Here is an 18,031-nt window from a genome sequence, read left to right on the forward strand (position 1 = left end):
ATGCTCGGCGCACCAAAAAAGGCAGAAGAGTTTCCTCTTCTGCCTTCATATTATTTACCGTTCTACTGCGTATAAATTGCAGTAGATTTCAGCTTAAAAAGCCTAGCGTTTTTCTGTACGCATACCCATTAGCAAGCTCACACACATCAGTAATAGAATGATGGTAAATGGTAATGCCGTCGAGATTGCACCCGCTTGTAGAGCTTGTACTGCTTCAGTACCACCAACCCACAATAGAGCCACAGCAATCGCACCTTCAAGGAACGCCCAGAACACACGTTGAGGCACAGGCGTATCAACTTTACCACCCGCGGTGATGCTGTCGATTACTAGAGAGCCTGAGTCAGACGATGTAATGAAGAATACTAGAACCAATACAACCGCAATGATTGAAAGCAGAGTCCCGAACGGCAGTGCATCAAACATTTGGAACATTGCTAGTGATACATCTGTTAGGCCGTCTTGACCAAGAATACCAACGTTATTCACGATTTGGTCAATCGCCATGCCACCGAATACTGACATCCAAATGATAGTCACTGTAGTCGGTACAATCAGTACTGCTGTGATGAACTCACGAACGGTACGACCTTTAGAAACACGTGCGATAAACATACCTACGAATGGAGACCATGAGATCCACCAAGCCCAGTAGAATACAGTCCAACCGTGCATCCACGTTTCATCTTCACGACCGTGAGGGTTACTCAACGGAATGATGTTTTCAATGTATGCCATCAATGTCGTTGGGATAGAACCTAAAGTCACCGCGTAGCCGATTAGAGCCACTAAGATAAGCAGTAGGAAAGCCACCAACATGTTGATGTTACTGATAACTTTAACGCCACCATCAATACCACGAAGTACTGATACTACCGCCAATAAAGTCACCGCTGTAATCACAATAACTTGCAGACCTAAGCCCGCTTCAATGCCGAATACATGCTGAATACCACTTGCCGCTTGTTGTGCACCAAGACCTAACGATGTCGCCAGACCAAATAGCGTTGCAAGTACAGCAAGAATATCAACAATGTGACCTGCCCAGCCCCAAGCTCTATCACCTAAAATTGGGTAAAAGATAGAACGGATAGAAAGAGGCAATCCCTTGTTGTAAGAGAAAAACGCAAGTGACAGTGCTACTACGCCATAAATCGCCCAAGGGTGTAGACCCCAGTGATACATGGTTGCGCCCAATGCCAGTTTTGCAGCTTCTGGTGTGTTTGGTTCAACACCTAACGGAGTTTCAAACCAACCCGTGAAGTAAGCCGCTGGCTCTGCCACACTCCAGAACATCAAGCCGATACCCATACCTGCGGCAAACAGCATCGATAGCCAAGAGAAGAATGAGTAATCTGCCGTCGCATCAACACCACCAAGGCGGATTTTGCCGTACGGAGAAACAATCAAACCTAAGCAGAAAATTACGAAAATATTACCCGACCAGATGAAAAGCCAATCAAACGAATTGATAATCTGGCCTTTAACGCCATCTAGCGCAGCCTTTGCTGAAGCGGTATCTGTAATAAGAACACCGATCAGGAACAAAGCGATAAGTCCCGCACTAATACCAAATACTGGGTTATGAACATCAAAACCCCATTTTTGGACGTTATCTTGACCGACAGTGTAATCCGTACTGTCGATACTGTATTTATCTATACCTTTAGTCATCATCCCTCTCTACGGAATTCTATTAGGGTCTATTGACCTCGTATTCCTTACTTACCTGCGACTTAATTACAAACTCGAACCTACGATCCAAGTAGTACAAGCTGTTGTCACAATAATTCAAATACTTGGATGTCTGAAGTTTAGCAGGTTAACTTGTTGTTTTCAGTAAACTAGAATCGGTTCGATGGAATTTCAAACAATATTCACGTAATTACTCAAGTTTATGACGAAAAAAAGGTCGACCCTGTCGACCTTTTTATCAAAAATACTTTTAACTCAAAGCATTTTGGTGCTTAACCAATTGATTTTCAGTTCGTAAACCTAGTAATAAGCTTAGGCACATAAGCAATAATATGAAGGCAAATGGTAGCGCTATCGATACCGTTCCAGCTTGCAGTGCTTGAATAGATTCCGTACCACCAACCCATAGTAGAACCGCTGCAATCGCGCCGCCCATCAACGCCCAAAATACACGTTGTGGAACCGGTGCATCCACTTTACCGCCAGAGGTAATGCTATCGATAACCAATGAGCCTGAATCAGAAGAGGTGATAAAGAACACCATAATCAAACCAATCGATACCACTGAAAGCACAGAGCTCATTGGCAGAGCATCGTAAGTATGGAAAAGAGAAAGTGTAATATCTTGCAGACCATTCACACCAATCTCGCCCACCTTGTTCGCCACTTGATCAATCGCGATGCCACCGAAAATAGCCATCCAGATGATGATTACTGTCGTTGGGATGAACAATACAGCAACGATGAATTCACGAATCGTTCGACCTTTAGAGATACGAGCGATGAACATGCCTACGAATGGTGACCAAGACATCCACCACGCCCAGTAGAATACCGTCCAACCTTGCATCCACGTTTCGTCATCACGACCGTGAGGATTGCTTAAGGGAATGAAGTTTTCAATGTAGCCCATTAGCGCGGTGGGGATTGCTTTAATACCCGCCATGCCACCAGCGATGGTAACGAAGATAAGTAAGCCCAAAGCAACCAGCATGTTCACATTACTCAGAAGCTTTACACCACCGTTGATGCCACGAACCACGGACATTGTCGCTAAGAAAGTAACCACAGCGATAACAATCAGCTGCATGCCAATACCGCCATCGGTACCAAATACATGGTTAATACCACTTGTTGCTTGTTGAGCACCTAAGCCCAATGAAGTTGCAAGGCCAAATAGCGTTGCAAGCACAGCGACGATATCAACAATATGACCAAACCAACCCCAAGTTCTATCACCCAAGATAGGGTAGAAAATAGAGCGGATTGATAGAGGTAAACCTTTATTGAAGGTGAAGAAGGCAAGCGCTAGAGCAACAACCGCGTAAATCGCCCAACCGTGCAGACCCCAGTTGTAGATGGTTGCACCAAGAGCCAACTTCGCCGCTTCAGGAGAGTAAGCTTCAACACCTAGTGGTGTTTCATACCAGCCAGTGAAATAAGCTACTGGCTCAGCAACCCCCCAGAACATTAAGCCAATACCCATTCCTGCGGCGAATAACATCGACATCCAAGATAGGTTTGAGTGCTCTGCTTTGGCATCATTGCCACCAATACGTATCTTGCCATACGGGGAGACAATGAGGGCAAAACAGAAAATTACGAAGATGTTTGCTGCCCACATGAAGAAACCATCGAAGTTACCAATGACTTTCCATTTGATTCCATCAAGCGCCACTTTTGCGGTTTCAGGGTCTGCGACTAGAAGTGCCAACAGGAAGATAATGACCGCCCCTGCACTGATTCCAAATACTGGGTTATGAACATCAAAACCCCATTTCTGAACGTTATCTTGTCCTACTGTATAATCGGGTATTTTCAATACTATACCTATCTTTTACAGGCTCCATGCTTCCTCTCTAATTTGCAGCGCACAGTTTGCAACATTGCATTCGGCGCTTAAATTTCGAAAAGAAGAATATCAACCTGTCGCAAAAATACTAAAAAAACCTCCATAAAGGAGGCGTAAATTACACATTTAGTAATTAAATTACACATTTAACGTTATTTAGCGTAAGTTCAGTCCACAAGCCCGGAGCTGACCGCATATTTAGCAAGCTCTGCCGTAGAGTGAATATCGAGCTTATGCTTAATATTTTGCCTATGGGTTTCTACCGTTCGATAGCTGATATTCAGCGCCTTTGCGACCTCTTTACTGCTCTCCCCTTTTGCGACTAATTTCAGCACAGCCTCTTCACGTCTGCTCAATGGATTCTTGACAGATGGCGTGGGAGTAATCGGCTGAGTAAACAAATTCTGCGTGACTTTTTCACAGAAATAGGTCGATCCTTGATTGACCGTTTTGATTGCCTGTACCATTTTTTCAGCCGAAATCTCTTTCAACATGTAACCGACAGCACCCGACTGCATCACCTTCATGATGTATTCACGGTTGTTATGCATGGTCAGCATCAGGACCTTGGCTTCTGGGTCTTCTTCTTTAATCAGATGGGTGGCATCAATGCCATTCATGATAGGCATGCTGATATCCATCAACACCACATCAGGGCGCAGAGACTTAACGACCTCTACGGCTTCTAGTCCATTGCTGGCCGTACCTATCACGCTAATATCTGGCTCGAGTTCCAATCTCGCCATAAAGCCATCCAGTACCACTTGGTGATCATCAGCAATCACAACTCGAATAACTTCACTCATTCATTAATCCCTCTAGTGTCAGTAACACTGTAATTTCCGTTCCGAGGCCAATCTCACTCATCAATTCAAAGTCACCACCGATGAACTCCACTCGCTCTCTCATGTTACGCAGCCCGATCCCTCGTTTTTCCATCGCTTTATAGGTGTTGAAACCGACACCGTTATCTTGAATCAGTAGTTGCAACACATTACCAATTTGCTGAGCGATAACCGTTACTTTGGTCGCTTGTGCATGTTTTTCTATATTATTCAGCGACTCTTGCACGACTCGATATAGGGTCGTCGCCGCCTCTGATTTTAACTTACCAGGTTGAGTAGCAAACATGGTCTCGACTTCTATGCCCGAGTGCGCCTGAAAATCTAACAGTAATGAAGACAATGCCGCTTCTAAGCCTATGTCATCCAATGAACTTGGACGAAGTTGATGCGAGATGTGCCTCACTTCTTCGATCGCTCGCATCAGTGAATGCTGCGACTTATTCAAATGTGCTTTAAGGTCTTCATTTTGTAGCTTATTACCGAGCAGTTCCAAATGGCAACGACTCGACACTAATAATTGGTTAATACCATCATGCAACTCACGCGCTAGATGCTTCTTCTCGTCTTCTTGGAACATCACCGTCTTATGCGCCAGCTCCTTTAAGTTGTTATCAGCAATCCGATGTTCATGCATGTTAATAGCCAAGGTCAGCACGATGATGACCGCGACCGTTACGCTCAAAATCACCACAATCGAAAAGAACGTGGTTTCAATATTCTTATTTATCGCAGCCTGCATCGAAGCCACTTCTTGGTGTACGTCTTCAATATACAAGCCGGTGCCAATCATCCAGTCCCAACGCTCTAACCAAGCGGCGTAGCTCAGCTTAGACACCACCTCACCCGTCGACGGTTTTTGCCACAAATACTGGTGAAACCCGCCTCCGGTTTGCGCTTCTCTTAACAGAGCCTCTATCAGAAAATCGCCATCTTCATCTTGCAGTTGGAGTAGGTTTTGGCCTATCAATTCTGGCTGAATTGGATGAACCAAGTTGGTCCCGAGGCGATCGTATGCGAAGAAGTACCCGTCAGAGCCATATCTAAGTTTAGACAATATGGTTCGAACTTTTTTTTTGGCTTGGGCTTCTTGGATATTTGGATCGTTATAGACGTGTTCTATGGCGTCGAACGCGAGATCAACCGTGTCTTTGAGGGCGTTTTCACGCGACTTGATTAGGCTGTCTCTAAAGATCTCGACTTCTTTAGCGCCTAACGTCTTAGTCTGGTGCAGCGAGATCCAACTAATACTCGCCGTTACCAGCAGCAACGGGAGCAACGTCAGCAAAATCAGCTTGGCTTTTAGAGGCATTTCTTTCCCTCACAAAAAACGGCTTACTGAACATCAATAAGCCGTTTTACTTTAGCAATTTATAGATAGCCGTCGAAACATATCATTCACATTCTTGGCTTCACTCACATTCCATAGAAAGATGGGAAAGCGAGAAGTGATCCAAGTACGAGGATTTGAATCAGAATGAACGGCATCACACCTCGGTAGATGTCCTTAGTCGTCACGCCTTTCGGTGCTACGCCTTTTAAATAGAACAAACTAAAACCAAATGGCGGCGTTAAGAAGGAAGTTTGTAGGTTCATCGCAATAAGGATAGCGAACCATGTCATGTTGATGCCCATCAGTTCAGCAACTGGCGCAATGATCGGCACGATGATGAAACAGATCTCTACGAAGTCGATGAAGAAACCCAGAATCAGAATCACCAGCATGGTAATGATCAGGAAGCCCCATTTTTCACCTGGCAGTTGTAGCATCCACTCTTCAACCAGATAGTCGCCACCAGTGTAGGTAAACGCCATTGAGAATGCCGTTGCACCCAACAAGATAGCAAATACCATCGCCGTTACTTTCACCGTCTCTTTCGACGCCTCGTACACCATCGACCAACTAAATTGACCGTAAAGCAGTGCAAGTATCATCGCACCCGCGCCACCTAATGCAGCTGACTCTGTTGGCGTAGCAACACCTGCGAAGATAGAGCCCAGTACAACAATGATTAACGCTAGAGGCGGAAGAATCGCTTTCAGTGCATTAAACACTTCCTGCTTACCGCTGATGGAGTCATCACGTTCAATCGGTTGAGCCGCTTCAGGGTGTAGCTTTGCGTATATCAAGATATAAACGATGTACGCGCCGACCAGCATCACGCCTGGCCAAATCGCCGCTTGGAACAAGTCGCCTACAGGAACACCTAGAACATCACCCAATAGAATCAATACGATGGAGGGTGGAATGATCTGCCCTAGCGTACCAGACGCACAAATAGTGCCGCAGGCTAAGCCTTTGTCGTAATTGTACTTGAGCATTACAGGTAGGGAGATAAGTCCCATAGCAACAACAGAAGCACCAACCACGCCAGTAGAAGCCGCAAGTAGTGAACCTACTAATACGGTTGAAATCGCGATACCACCACGAACGCCGCCAAACAGTCGCCCCATAGACTCAAGCAACTGCTCAGCAAGCTTGGTCTTTTGTAGAACGAGCCCCATAAAAACAAACAATGGAACGGCCATCAGAACCGTGTTTTCCATAATGGATTGAATTCGATATGGCATGAAGGCAAACATTTCAATGCCCTCAGCCCAAACACCAAAGATTAACGCGATACCACCAAAGGTAAACGCCACTGGGAAGCCAAGTAAAAGCGCAAACAAGGCTACGAAAAACATTACTATTCCAATCATGTTCAGCCTCTACTTGTTTTTTGTATGAATATTGTTTGCATGGATAAGATGCGGATTAAAAATCTTATTCAGTGAATGCAGGATCAAACCTACGCCACTGAGTGCCATCAAAAAGAATGACAGCGGGATCATAGCTTTGATGATCCAGCGATACGGCAGGCCACCGGGATCGCCTGAGGTTTCACCCAGTTCATAACTCTCTTTGGCAACATCGATACCAAACCAAGCCACCAGCAGGCAAAACGGAAGTAGAAAGATAAGCGTGCCAAGCAGGTCAATAATCGCTTGTGCTTTAAAGCTCAGTTGCTCGTAGAACACATCCACTCGCACATGACCACCAGCCTTGATGGCATAAGGAACACCTAATAGGAAAACGGCTGAGAAGAGGTGCCACTCCATCTCTTGGAAGGCGATAGAGACATCGTTGAAGGCATATCTCATGACAACGTCATACACGACGTTGGCGATAAGTAAAATAAACAACATACTGGAAAGCCATCCCAGTGCGTCACCGATACGATTAAACAGGCGTTCAATATAAATTAGACTTCGCATTCCCGACTCCATGGAATTTGAAAAGACATCGCGCAGCTGAGGTAACGAGCTGTAGGACGTAGAAAAGGTTCTTGAGCGTAATACAGGATTTATCCTGCTTAGTTATTATGTTTTAAATGAACCCTCGGCTTATTCACTCTTAAATACTCAATAAGAAAAGCTTCGGGTTCATTTAGATTCAGTTCAACAACTGTCGATTATTTCGCTTGGCTATTTAGATAAGCTCTATGTGAAATATCCGTCCATGAACGTACTTGCTCTAGGTAGCTTGCTTGTGAAGCTTGAATCTCTTTTGCTAGCTCATCTTTCTCAGCATGTGCAGCCAGTAGGCGATCGTTCGCTTCTTTCAGAGCAGACATAACCTCTGGTGGGAAATCTTTCACTTGTACATCTGGGTATTCTGTCTTCATTGAAACCCAGTTCTTACCACTTTCGTGCGTTGCTTGTGTGTACATGTCGTAAGCCGCAGTACGCATTGCAACACGTAAGATTTCTTGTAGGTCTTCAGGCAGCTTGTTCCATGTACGCTTGTTCACTAGGAATTGAAGCTCTGAACCCGGCTCGTGCCAACCTGTGTAGTAGTAAGGCGCGATTTTGTGGAAGCCCATTCGTAAATCCAGCGATGGACCTACCCACTCTAGTGCATCAATCGTGCGACGCTCTAGAGACGTGTAAAGTTCACCTGGGGCAATGTTCGTCGGTTTAGCACCTAGCTCAGCAAGAATCTCGCCTGCAAAGCCCGGGATTCGCATTTTCAGACCTTGTAGATCTTCTACGCTGTTGATCTCTTTTTGAAACCAACCACCCATCTGAATATCCGTGTTACCACCTGGGAAAGACATCAAGTTATGTGGAGAGTAAACCTGCTCCATCAACTCCATACCACCACCGTGATAGAACCACGCGTATTGTTCTGCTGGCGTCATACCGAAAGGCATAGAAGTGAAGTAAAGAGTGTTTGGAACTTTACCTTTCCAGTAGTAAGAGCCTGAGTGACCCATGTCGTATTGACCAGACTTAACCATGTCAAAAACGCCAAGAGGTGCTTTGTGTTTGTTTGCTGAATCGATTCTGATTTGCAGTCGACCATTCGACATCTTCTCAGCCATCGCCGCCATGTTTTTGGTTGCATCACCGAAAACTGGGAAGTTTGGTCCCCAAGTTTCCGCAAGTTTTAAACGGTAAACCTTATCAGCGGCTGTAGCACCAGTAGCGACCAAAGCTAAACAAGCCGCAGCAGTTACTGCAACGTTTTTAAAAACTCGTGTGAGGGAGTTAGAAATGAGACTCATGTTCACGTCCTTTGTTGGGTTAACACTCTTTCTATGAGCATTTTTTATGATTCAACACAAGAGTGCACCGTGATGAGGCAACAAGATATCAGGGAGAGCACGCACGACGGGCGCACACAAACTGCGTATTAGACCAAAGGATTACGTAGAACTACGTAGGAGATAATTAGGTAATGTCGATTTTAAAGGATTGAGGCCATTCACCAGAGAAATGCTTATTGGTAAATACCTAAGTATTAATAATTAAATACTCTTAACAATTGATTGCCATTTCGTGATGAAGCTCTATTCATTGCTGTATTTTAGGGAAAACAATCAAGGCGTTGCTCTCTTACTCTACCTAGCTAACGCCCTACTTTAGTGCTTGCTGATTCGAAGTTCAGACACGAGACAAGAGTAATCAGTTAAGCCGTATATCGAATTGGAGGTGAGATTATTGAGCCTAGATTTAGACTTGGATTTAGATTTGGGCTTGGGCTTGGGCTTGGGCTTGGCATAATGTGCCAGATACAAAAAAGCCTCGAAAATCGAGGCTTAAAAACTTAACGAAGCGAATGTAATCCCACAGGATTAGATAGCTTTGTAGATAACCTTGTTACCTGCTAGCTGCTCTTTCGCTACTAGGTTTTCTTCAAGAAGTTTTTTCAATGCGCCTGTTGCCCATGAAGCTGCTTTCGCGTCTTCTTGACCAGCTTCTAGGCCGATACCTTTAGGGTTAATGCCTTCAGCATTGCTAACAACGATGTCTAGAACTTGTTGTTGCTTAGGAGTCAGTGCTACTGCAACTTCTTTAGTTGCTGCTACTGCTTTCTCTACCGCTGGTTTTGCTGCTACAGTTTTTTCTGCTACAACTTTCTCTGCGACAGGCTTCGCTTTTTTCGGCGTTGCCACTGCTTTAACTACAGCCGCTTTAGTGCGTTTCTGCAGTTTAGCCTGCACCTTACGCTTATGAGCAAGTCTCATTGAATATTTCTCCAGTTCACTGCTCTTTTCGCAGTGGTGAAAATTTGAAGCGCGATTTATACCAAAAAACAGGAGCTATTTGTAGAGTGAAGCGTCGAAAGTCGACGAAAAATACCGATATTGTCTGCTAGCGTCTATTATTTAAACATCGACTTATCAATTCAGGGTCATATACACTGGTTATCCATCCAGACAAAAATATGAAAACTTGGTGTTGCCTATGGACACTCGTCACCTTAGTAATTTCTCTTTGCCTTCATTCACTCGCTCGTACCGTATCCTCGCCGTTATTTTGGGCTTCATTTGCTTGATCGTTGCGCTCTACAGTGACAATCCAAAGTTACTGATCGTGGGTGCTTTTTGCAGTATTGCGCTTCTGGGAACCGGCTACTATTTGATGCTGCGCAGCCGAGTGATGTTCACACTCACCCCGACTCATTTTCAGCAGCACTTTTACAAAGGGGGTTGGGTTTTAAAATGGAGTAACATCCAAAAGATTGGTCTTTGCACTTATGAGCAAGATGGTTGGCATCAGCCCCTGCCTTGGGTCGGAATTAAAGTAAAAGATTACTCGCCCTACCTCGATTCGATTTGTCCTAAAATCACATGTGAATTATTACTCAGCCAACGAGCACTTTTGTACTTAGGAGCCAAACAAGCAGGCAAAGAGTCCAACTTTGAGGATATGGTTCTCGACTCATCGCATTACCACGCGCGTTGTACCGAAAACGGCTGTGTTGAATTAAGCCAATATAAAGAGTCGCAGAATACCGACGACGTTGATTTCAACAATAACCAATCACAAGACAACCTTGATTCACCGAGTGAGACAAACAGTCAAAACGCGGTGATTAAAAACTATTCTGGATTGCAGGCGATGCTTGCCAACAGAATGAAATATCAAAGGGGCTTCCACGGTTATGACATTTTCATATCAACCCATGATTTGAATATGAGTGGAGAAGAGTTTGTGGGGCTGGCTCGACGCTACTTGGCTGCCGCTGAACGTCTTTCTGATTAAGGTTTACCAGTAAGTTCACACACAATAAAAAAGCTTAGCTTTCAGGACAAAAGCTAAGCTTCATTTTCAATCAATCGACACAAATAATCGGTTGGAAAATCAAAGATTTAATTAGTACAGAGGCATTTCATCTGCGACGAACGGGTTTGATGCACGCTCGCGACCGAATGTCGATTCAGGACCATGGCCCGGAACGAATGTTACGTCACTGCCTAGTGGCCAAAGCTTAGTCTTGATTGAAGCGATAAGCGTATTGAAGTCACCTTGTGGGAAGTCAGTACGGCCAATTGCGCCGTTAAACAACACATCACCCACAAACGCTAAACGAGCTTGCTCACTGAACAGTACAACGTGACCTGGCGTGTGGCCCGGCGTGTGAATCACATCAATCACTTGATTACCAAAAGTGACTTTGTCGCCCTCTTCTAACCAAGTGTTTGGTTCAAAAGCTTTACACAGTGGGAAACCAAACATCTGACTTTGATTCTCTAGACCTTGTAGCCAGAAGTTGTCTGCCTTATGCGGGCCCACAATTTCAACCTTCAAGATCTCAGCAAGTGGTACCGTACCGCCAACATGATCTAAGTGACCGTGCGTCAGTACCAAGTTCATAACCTTAACACCGAGTTCTTCAATGATAGCCGCGAGTTGTTGAACATCACCGCCCGGATCGACAACGATGCCTTCCATGGTTTCATCACACCACACAATCGAGCAGTTCTGAGAAAAAGAGGTAACAGGTACAACTTGATACTTAAGAGACATATACAAACCTTAAAGAGCGAATCTGGTGAACAACTCGAATATCGCTATGTTATTGGCAACAAACCCAACAATAACAAACTAAACAGCAACAAACTAAACAGCAACAAACTGAGCAGCAATAAACCGAATTATTAGAACAAACTGAAATTTGGGCAAACTATGACATTGGATGTCTACTTTGACAAGTGCCTACCGTATCACTCAATAACTCAGCTTAGCTCTACCAGCTGCGAACTGGACCAGTATCAATGTGGATGAAGTTACTACGAGCGTAATAACCAACACCACCTGCTTGCAGACTTTTAGCTACGTCTCTCAGTTCCTTTAAATCAACACCATCGATACGAAAATCGATCGCTTTACCAAGCATGTGATAGCTCTTTTTAGCGACACCACTCGACTTAGAGCGCAACGCTTCGTTGGTTGCTGGAGAGCGGTAGCCAGAGATGATTTGAACTTCTTTTTGAATACCCAGTACATTTTGAATCTGAGTGATCTGATCAAACAGGTTCTTATCCATTGGATGAATCTCATTGCGGCGGAAGTCACGGCACAGTTTGCTAAGGCGTGCCATCTCGTCACCAACATAGTTAGTGCCATCGAAATAACAAGTCTCTAATCGTTCACCAGTGTGAAGATTGTTCATGCTAATCGTTCTTGGTTGATCCGGGTATGAAGCGAAAGCGATAGAAGGAGTAAGAGAGGCGACTACAGCAGTACCACCAGCGTAAGTCAGAAACTGACGGCGTGAAAATAAACTTTGAGACATACAGCAAAAAAACCAATTAGATCGAACGAAAAATGCACGATACATAATGGAATTTGCTGCGTCAACGTACAAAAACCGTGCAAAACGTTAGTATTTGTAACCTTTGCACGGTTAGTTATTGATACTCATTATAATTTTATCAATAGAAGCTTGGTTGTCATTTTTCAGTCAAGATCACCTTTCTTGACCATATTTCAATCAACCGCCCTCTTTATCATATTGGTAGATATCACCGCGGTATTGTATGCCTCCTTCTTCAAACAACACGGTTTGATAAATGATATGCACTGGAATTCGCTTCTTGAGACGAACCTTAGTATTGGGCGCAAGTTCATCATCCTGATTCGGCACTTTCTTTACCTTAGTCGCAAATAACAACTCCGCGAGTTCCTCGGCATGCTCAACACGAATACAACCAGAGCTATAGGCGCGGAAGTCATCGTTAAACAAGCTTTTACTTGGGGTGTCATGGAGATAGATGGCTCGCTTGTTGGGCGTATTGAACTTATACAAACCCAATGCGTTACTAGAGCCTGCTTGCTGGCGCATTCGATAAGGAAAAGAGTTAAAGTTAATCGTTTGCCAATCTATCTCGGTAGTATCGACAGTTTCCATCGAACGCCAACCATCGATCACTTGAAAATTGTGTGTTTCAAGATAACTCTCGTCGGCTTTTACTTTAGGCAAGATATCTTTAACCATGATTTTCCATGGCACGTTCCAAGTCGGATTTAAGATAACCGAATCAAGCTTTATCTCTAAGAGTGGTGTTTTTCTCGATTTTCTCCCAACCACAACTTTAGATTCAAAAACCTCTTCCCCATCTTCCCAATACTTCATATCAAAACTAGGTACATTCACCACAATCAGTGAGTCTCTATTTCTTGGCCATAAGCGGGCACGCTCGGCGTTCAATGCTAGGGAAGTAAGTCGATCATCAAAGCCCATATTGATCCATTTGATCGTGTCTGGCCCGATGATCCCATCATCCGTAAGACCGTGCATGCGTTGGAAAGATTTAATCGCCTTTTGCAGATCTCGATCGAACTTGGGAAAATCGACCGCGATCATCGAGGTATCAACACCAACCAAAGCAATGCGCTCAACAAGAACCGTCTTGTCTGAAAGCTCGTCACCCAAGCGCTTCAAACCTTTCTGTCTATATCGTTCAATATTGAGTTCAGAGGCGGTTTCTAACACCGAATAGGTTGCTTTGAATTGGTCAAAATCCCCAACAGGCGGCGCGTAAGACAACACCATCTCCAATAAGTAATCATTGGCAACGCTGCTTTTTAAGCTCATCAGAATATGCGGAGAAGGCGCAGGTAATTTGGAATGCAACTTGCCCGAGAAGTACCAATCTTTACCGGCAAGCGGCGCATTTTCAACGTAGCTCAGGTAGTAGATAAAAGTATCGGTAAGTAATATGTCCAACTCTTGCCATTGAGCATGGGATTGATAGTGACGGATTTGCTTGAGTTGTCGCTCGAAGAGTGGTGCCATTTGCGCTTGTTCAAGAAGCGACAATTGGAACTCAAACGCTTTAACCAGCTCAGGAGAATCCCAAAGGATAGGCAGAGAAGTGTCTTGATAGATACTCTGTGTGAGCTCTGGATATATAAGCATGAAAGAGAGTTCTGATTCCGCCGGAATGAAACGGCTCTCGTCAGAACTCGCATAGCTCCATGCATGCACGGAAACTAACACCAATAATCCACAGAAGTATTTTGCTAACATGCTTAACTCCGTCACCAACAATTCCATAAGTATGGCAAAGAAACGGGAGTAAGCATGTTATTTTTTAAGGGATTTATGAATCAAATTGCACTCCAGTGATTATCCCACTGGACCGATGATTGCTGAGTTGATTTCTCATAAGGCTTGCGCTGGCTAACCACACTGCCCGCCCCAGAGCTTAATCGAAACTCACCATCAAACAGCACAGCACCAGAAGCGTCAGATAATGCAGACAGTTCTACTAATTCTTTGGTCTCTTTCGACCAAATACCGTAGCAATTGCCTCTTGGCGAAGTCGCAATAATCCAATCGTCTGACGCCGCAATACTGGCGATATAGTGATTGAACCTTGCCCATTGCTCAGGCTCTGCGTTCAGTGATTCAAACTGGCCGCCTTTAGTATGCATCGCCAATAGCGAAGGATACTCATCTGGTTCACCACGATATTGCTGGCCACAAAGTACCGTTTCAGCACCATCATGGGCTAAATGTCGAATGCTCAGCTTCTTATCCAACAATTCAACCTGATCAAGTAACACACCTTCAGGAGAAACATAACTCAAGCTCGGCAGCATCGAATCGAGGTTTTTCGGTGTTCTACCATCAGTATGAACGCCACCAACGCCGATCGCGAGATTACCATCCGGCATGATGATCACTTCATGTGGGCCGATACCGAAACCAGTGAACTCTTCGACCTTACGATAGCCTTGCGCGACATCGTAAACGCCAATCACGCCTTGGCTGGTGTCCGTTTTCCCTTCGGTGGCATACAGTAACTTGCCATCTAATGAGTAAACCCCATGACCATAGAAGTGGCGGTTGTTACCTTTGACGACCATTTTGATCTGCTGACCGTTTTTATAGTCAAACACCATAAAATAGTCACCAGGACGACGAGCAAAAACCACCGCATGCGATGAGGTTGGGCAAATCGCGACGCCATGGCCACGATTGGGGATGGGAAGTTGGCTCAGTGGCATGCCAAATTCGTCAGCCACAACTGCAGAATATTGACCACGACCATTAAGCGCACAGCCAATCAGTTGGGGATCGTTCGACGCACTCACCCCATCCTTTCGAGTCGCACACCCAAACGGAAGCAATGGAACAGCTGCACAACCCAGTGCAGCCTTGAGTAACGATCTTTTCGTATTATCAGTCACCATCGGTAGCATTAAATCCTATTACCACGCCAAGCTCTATCGCTACTTCTTCATGAATCAGGTACTTCAAACGTTCTAGTTTGTTGTATTGAGTCAGCACCTCTCGGTAGCCCTCTTTGCTCTGTAATAGAGTAAACAAGCTAGAGTCTGTAGGCCAAGTATCTAAGGTTAGCGTGAACTGGGCAGCTACACGATCGGCAAGGTCATTTAAGCCCTTTTCTCTCAATAAACCATCAAGACCATTACCATCTGCTAAGTACAATTTCTCTAGCGCCGCTACGTTCGATTTCAGCTGAGTCATTGAGGTTTGAGCGCGCCATGATTCCGAGAAGTAAGGGCGTGGATGACCAATTTTAGCCATCGGACGACTCAGTTTTTTCATGCTGTAATCAAGTTGATTGGTCAACAAAGCGATGTACTCCGATTCCCAACGCATCTCGTCCAGTGCTAACCACGGGTTAACCTGCCAAGCTTCAGCAATAGAGGCCGATTTCATCGCCAGGTTTTGTGCGATAGCTTGTGAAGATAGACAACCTGAAGCTTTGTCTTGAAGCAATGGAGATTGCTCGTCGTACAGAGACCACTCCAAGGCGCCAAGCCCTTGAACAGTCACACTCTGCTGTGCGATTTCATCTTGTGACCAAGCTTTATCTTGCTGAGTCAGTTGACGCATTTTTAGACCTGTGGTGTTCTTTTTGTCTGGCCAAAACTGAACATTCCAGCTCTGTTCCAATGCCGCTGTTGGGCCTCTTTCTTGTCCTTGCAGTGCCATCCAGCTGTTCATGGTGAGCTGCCACTGATTTTCCAACGCATCCAGCTCAATATTGTTGGTTTCACAGTAACCCTGCATCAAGACTTCCAGCTCACCGGCTTGCTTAGCGAATAGCACGGCTGAATCAAACTCTTGTTGATACACGCTACGGCTGATATGAGCAGTCGTGTCTGCTTGATAAGAGACACCGTTAACCTCAGATGAAGCCGTTTGCTCACCCGATGACTGGCAGCCTGCCATGATTAATACCGACAAGGGCATTAACAAAAATTTATGTGCCATGCTGTTACCTTACTTCCTAGTTTTTCTTTTAATTATATGAGTTCAATAAATATGAAACGACCGCTGGCCTCGTATCCCTACAAGTTCAGCGGTAGTCAGTCTTTTGTTAGCGGTTTTCTTAAGTAACTAAGCCGTTGGCTTAACTGAATTCAAGACAGCCTATAATGAGTCCAAAAACGCTAGTAGTGCTTCGCGTTCACTGCTACTCAAAGCTAATACTTTTTGTTTTGCCATTTCTGCTTCACCACCATGCCAAAGTACCGCTTCCATAACGTTTCTTGCGCGACCGTCATGAAGTAAGAACGTATGACCGTTCACTTCTTTGGTATAACCTAATCCCCAAAGTGGTGTGGTACGCCACTCTTGACCATTGGCAAGATACTCAGGACGGTGATCTGCTAAACCTTCACCCATGTCGTGTAGCAACATGTCGGTATATGGGCTAATTAACTGATTAGACAATGCAGGCAAGCCTTCACGCTCAGCCGTGCGGAATTCAGCTTGGTGACAACTTTGACAACCAGCGTCTTTAAACAGCTTTTTACCTTGTACGACAGCTGGGCTATCGACATTACGACGAATAGGTACTGCGAGATGCTGCGAATAGAACTCAACAAAATCTAAGATATTGTCACTGACTTCTGGCTCGCCACCATTTGGAAAATCATCACAGGTTGATTGCGCTGATGTGCAGTTTTCATTCGGAAATAAGCGGCTTGTCAGGCCTAAGTCACCGTTAAATGCCGCCGCGTTTTGCTGCATTAAGTTTGGCTGCCCGGCTTTCCAACCAAAACGACCTAGCGCCATTTCATTGGTTTGAACATCAAGAACATAGTTAGCTTTACCCGACACACCTTGCTTGTCAGCAAATTGCTGCTCTGCAAATCCTAGAATCGTTTCTTGTGGGATACTTTCAAGCAGACCAAGACCAATCATTGGCGGCGCCACTCGAGCTGAAAACTCGGTCTTAGGATGCATCTCGCCGAAAGCAAGTTCAGTAATATTTAAAGTGGGTTTACGCAGAGTAACGACGGTGCCGTCTTTGAATTCAACAGGAACATCCGTGTAGCTAATGTTCACTTTGCCCTCTGGTTTTACACCTTGAAGCGCAAAATCTTGTAGCTGACCGCCGTACGTCGGCTCTGGAATTCCACCATCTCGAATGAAGGCTTGTCGCTGCTCAGGCGTTTCAGCCGGAATGCTTAAACGAACCAACATGGATACTGCGTTCTCATCTCCTTCTTCTGGCGCGTGACCACGACCATCTTTGATGTGGCAGTTTTGACAGCCGTTAGTATTAAATAGTGGTCCTAACCCATCACGAGCATCGGTTGATGACGGTGCAGGAACCCAAGGGTTTCTAAAGAAGCTATTACCTACGCTGAAATCCAAGCGCTTACTCATTGGTAGATTGGCTGCGGGAAGGGAAAAAGCGTTCGCTCCTTCTTTCTTCACGGTCGTTTTGCCGCCAGAGTAGGTTTCATGAGCGTGTAATGGAGATACGAAAAACAGTGCGGTTAATAGTGAGGCTGAGAGATACGACTTCATACATTGCCTTGCTGTGTTTTTGATTTTAGTTTTTATGTGGGTGTGGCTTTCTTGAGGATCAAACAATTAAGG

The 18,031-nt window shown here is 45.0% G+C and carries 14 protein-coding genes and 1 pseudogene; 1 reads left to right on the forward strand and 14 read right to left on the reverse strand.

Annotated features, from left to right (window positions below; genetic code table 11):
* Window positions 1-102: 102 nt before the first annotated feature.
* The 8 genes and pseudogenes from AB4167_RS07000 to AB4167_RS07035 all read right to left on the reverse strand — a co-directional run bounded on the left by AB4167_RS07000 (window position 103) and on the right by AB4167_RS07035 (window position 9,899).
* Window positions 103-1,674, reverse strand: coding sequence for a BCCT family transporter (locus AB4167_RS07000; RefSeq protein WP_017060963.1), 1,572 nt, complete (start codon window positions 1,672-1,674; stop codon window positions 103-105).
* A 271-nt stretch (window positions 1,675-1,945) separates the two neighbouring features.
* Window positions 1,946-3,545: pseudogene (locus tag AB4167_RS07005) on the reverse strand (BCCT family transporter).
* 169 nt (window positions 3,546-3,714) lie between these two features.
* A complete protein-coding gene (locus AB4167_RS07010; RefSeq protein WP_017060961.1) occupies window positions 3,715-4,353 on the reverse strand; it encodes a response regulator transcription factor in 639 nt (212 codons plus the stop codon).
* Window positions 4,346-5,701, reverse strand: a complete 1,356-nt coding sequence (locus tag AB4167_RS07015; RefSeq protein WP_017063573.1) for a cache domain-containing protein — start codon at window positions 5,699-5,701, stop codon at window positions 4,346-4,348. Before AB4167_RS07015 ends, AB4167_RS07010 begins: the two co-directional genes overlap by 8 nt.
* Before the next feature lie 104 nt (window positions 5,702-5,805).
* Window positions 5,806-7,089: a TRAP transporter large permease subunit gene (locus tag AB4167_RS07020; protein WP_372136349.1), complete on the reverse strand. Its 1,284-nt coding sequence runs from the start codon at window positions 7,087-7,089 to the stop codon at window positions 5,806-5,808.
* Between the two features lie 9 nt (window positions 7,090-7,098).
* Window positions 7,099-7,644, reverse strand: coding sequence for a TRAP transporter small permease subunit (locus AB4167_RS07025; protein ID WP_017060958.1), 546 nt, complete (start codon window positions 7,642-7,644; stop codon window positions 7,099-7,101).
* 197 nt (window positions 7,645-7,841) lie between these two features.
* Window positions 7,842-8,936, reverse strand: a complete 1,095-nt coding sequence (locus AB4167_RS07030) for a TRAP transporter substrate-binding protein (protein WP_017060957.1) — start codon at window positions 8,934-8,936, stop codon at window positions 7,842-7,844.
* 570 nt (window positions 8,937-9,506) lie between these two features.
* Window positions 9,507-9,899 (reverse strand): hypothetical protein, encoded by a 393-nt coding sequence (locus AB4167_RS07035; RefSeq protein WP_017060956.1) that lies wholly within the window; start codon window positions 9,897-9,899, stop codon window positions 9,507-9,509.
* Between the two features lie 220 nt (window positions 9,900-10,119).
* On the opposite strand from AB4167_RS07035, the gene AB4167_RS07040 reads away from it, so the two are divergent.
* Entirely contained in the window at window positions 10,120-10,920 is an 801-nt protein-coding gene (locus AB4167_RS07040) for a DUF2982 domain-containing protein (RefSeq protein ID WP_372136350.1), read from the forward strand.
* 111 nt (window positions 10,921-11,031) lie between these two features.
* On the opposite strand, the gene AB4167_RS07045 is transcribed toward AB4167_RS07040, so the two are convergent.
* The 6 genes from AB4167_RS07045 to AB4167_RS07070 form a co-directional block, all read right to left on the reverse strand.
* Window positions 11,032-11,685: an MBL fold metallo-hydrolase gene (locus AB4167_RS07045; protein WP_372136351.1), complete on the reverse strand. Its 654-nt coding sequence runs from the start codon at window positions 11,683-11,685 to the stop codon at window positions 11,032-11,034.
* A 220-nt stretch (window positions 11,686-11,905) separates the two neighbouring features.
* Window positions 11,906-12,454 carry a YcbK family protein gene (locus AB4167_RS07050; RefSeq protein ID WP_017060953.1) on the reverse strand — a complete coding sequence of 183 codons (549 nt, stop codon included), beginning with the start codon at window positions 12,452-12,454 and terminating at the stop codon, window positions 11,906-11,908.
* 198 nt (window positions 12,455-12,652) lie between these two features.
* Window positions 12,653-14,191, reverse strand: coding sequence for a murein L,D-transpeptidase (locus AB4167_RS07055; protein WP_017066831.1), 1,539 nt, complete (start codon window positions 14,189-14,191; stop codon window positions 12,653-12,655).
* Between the two features lie 80 nt (window positions 14,192-14,271).
* A complete protein-coding gene (locus tag AB4167_RS07060) occupies window positions 14,272-15,360 on the reverse strand; it encodes a DUF1513 domain-containing protein (protein WP_372136352.1) in 1,089 nt (362 codons plus the stop codon).
* On the reverse strand, window positions 15,350-16,411 hold the full coding sequence (locus tag AB4167_RS07065; protein WP_102332081.1) for an imelysin family protein: 1,062 nt from the start codon (window positions 16,409-16,411) through the stop codon (window positions 15,350-15,352). The genes AB4167_RS07060 and AB4167_RS07065 overlap by 11 nt, the downstream gene beginning before the upstream one ends.
* A 159-nt stretch (window positions 16,412-16,570) precedes the next feature.
* A complete protein-coding gene (locus AB4167_RS07070) occupies window positions 16,571-17,959 on the reverse strand; it encodes a di-heme oxidoredictase family protein (protein WP_137001105.1) in 1,389 nt (462 codons plus the stop codon).
* Window positions 17,960-18,031: the final 72 nt, after the last annotated feature.

The organism is Vibrio sp. 10N.286.49.E11 (assembly GCF_041469505.1).
GTDB classification, from domain to species: Bacteria; Pseudomonadota; Gammaproteobacteria; order Enterobacterales; family Vibrionaceae; genus Vibrio; species Vibrio crassostreae_C.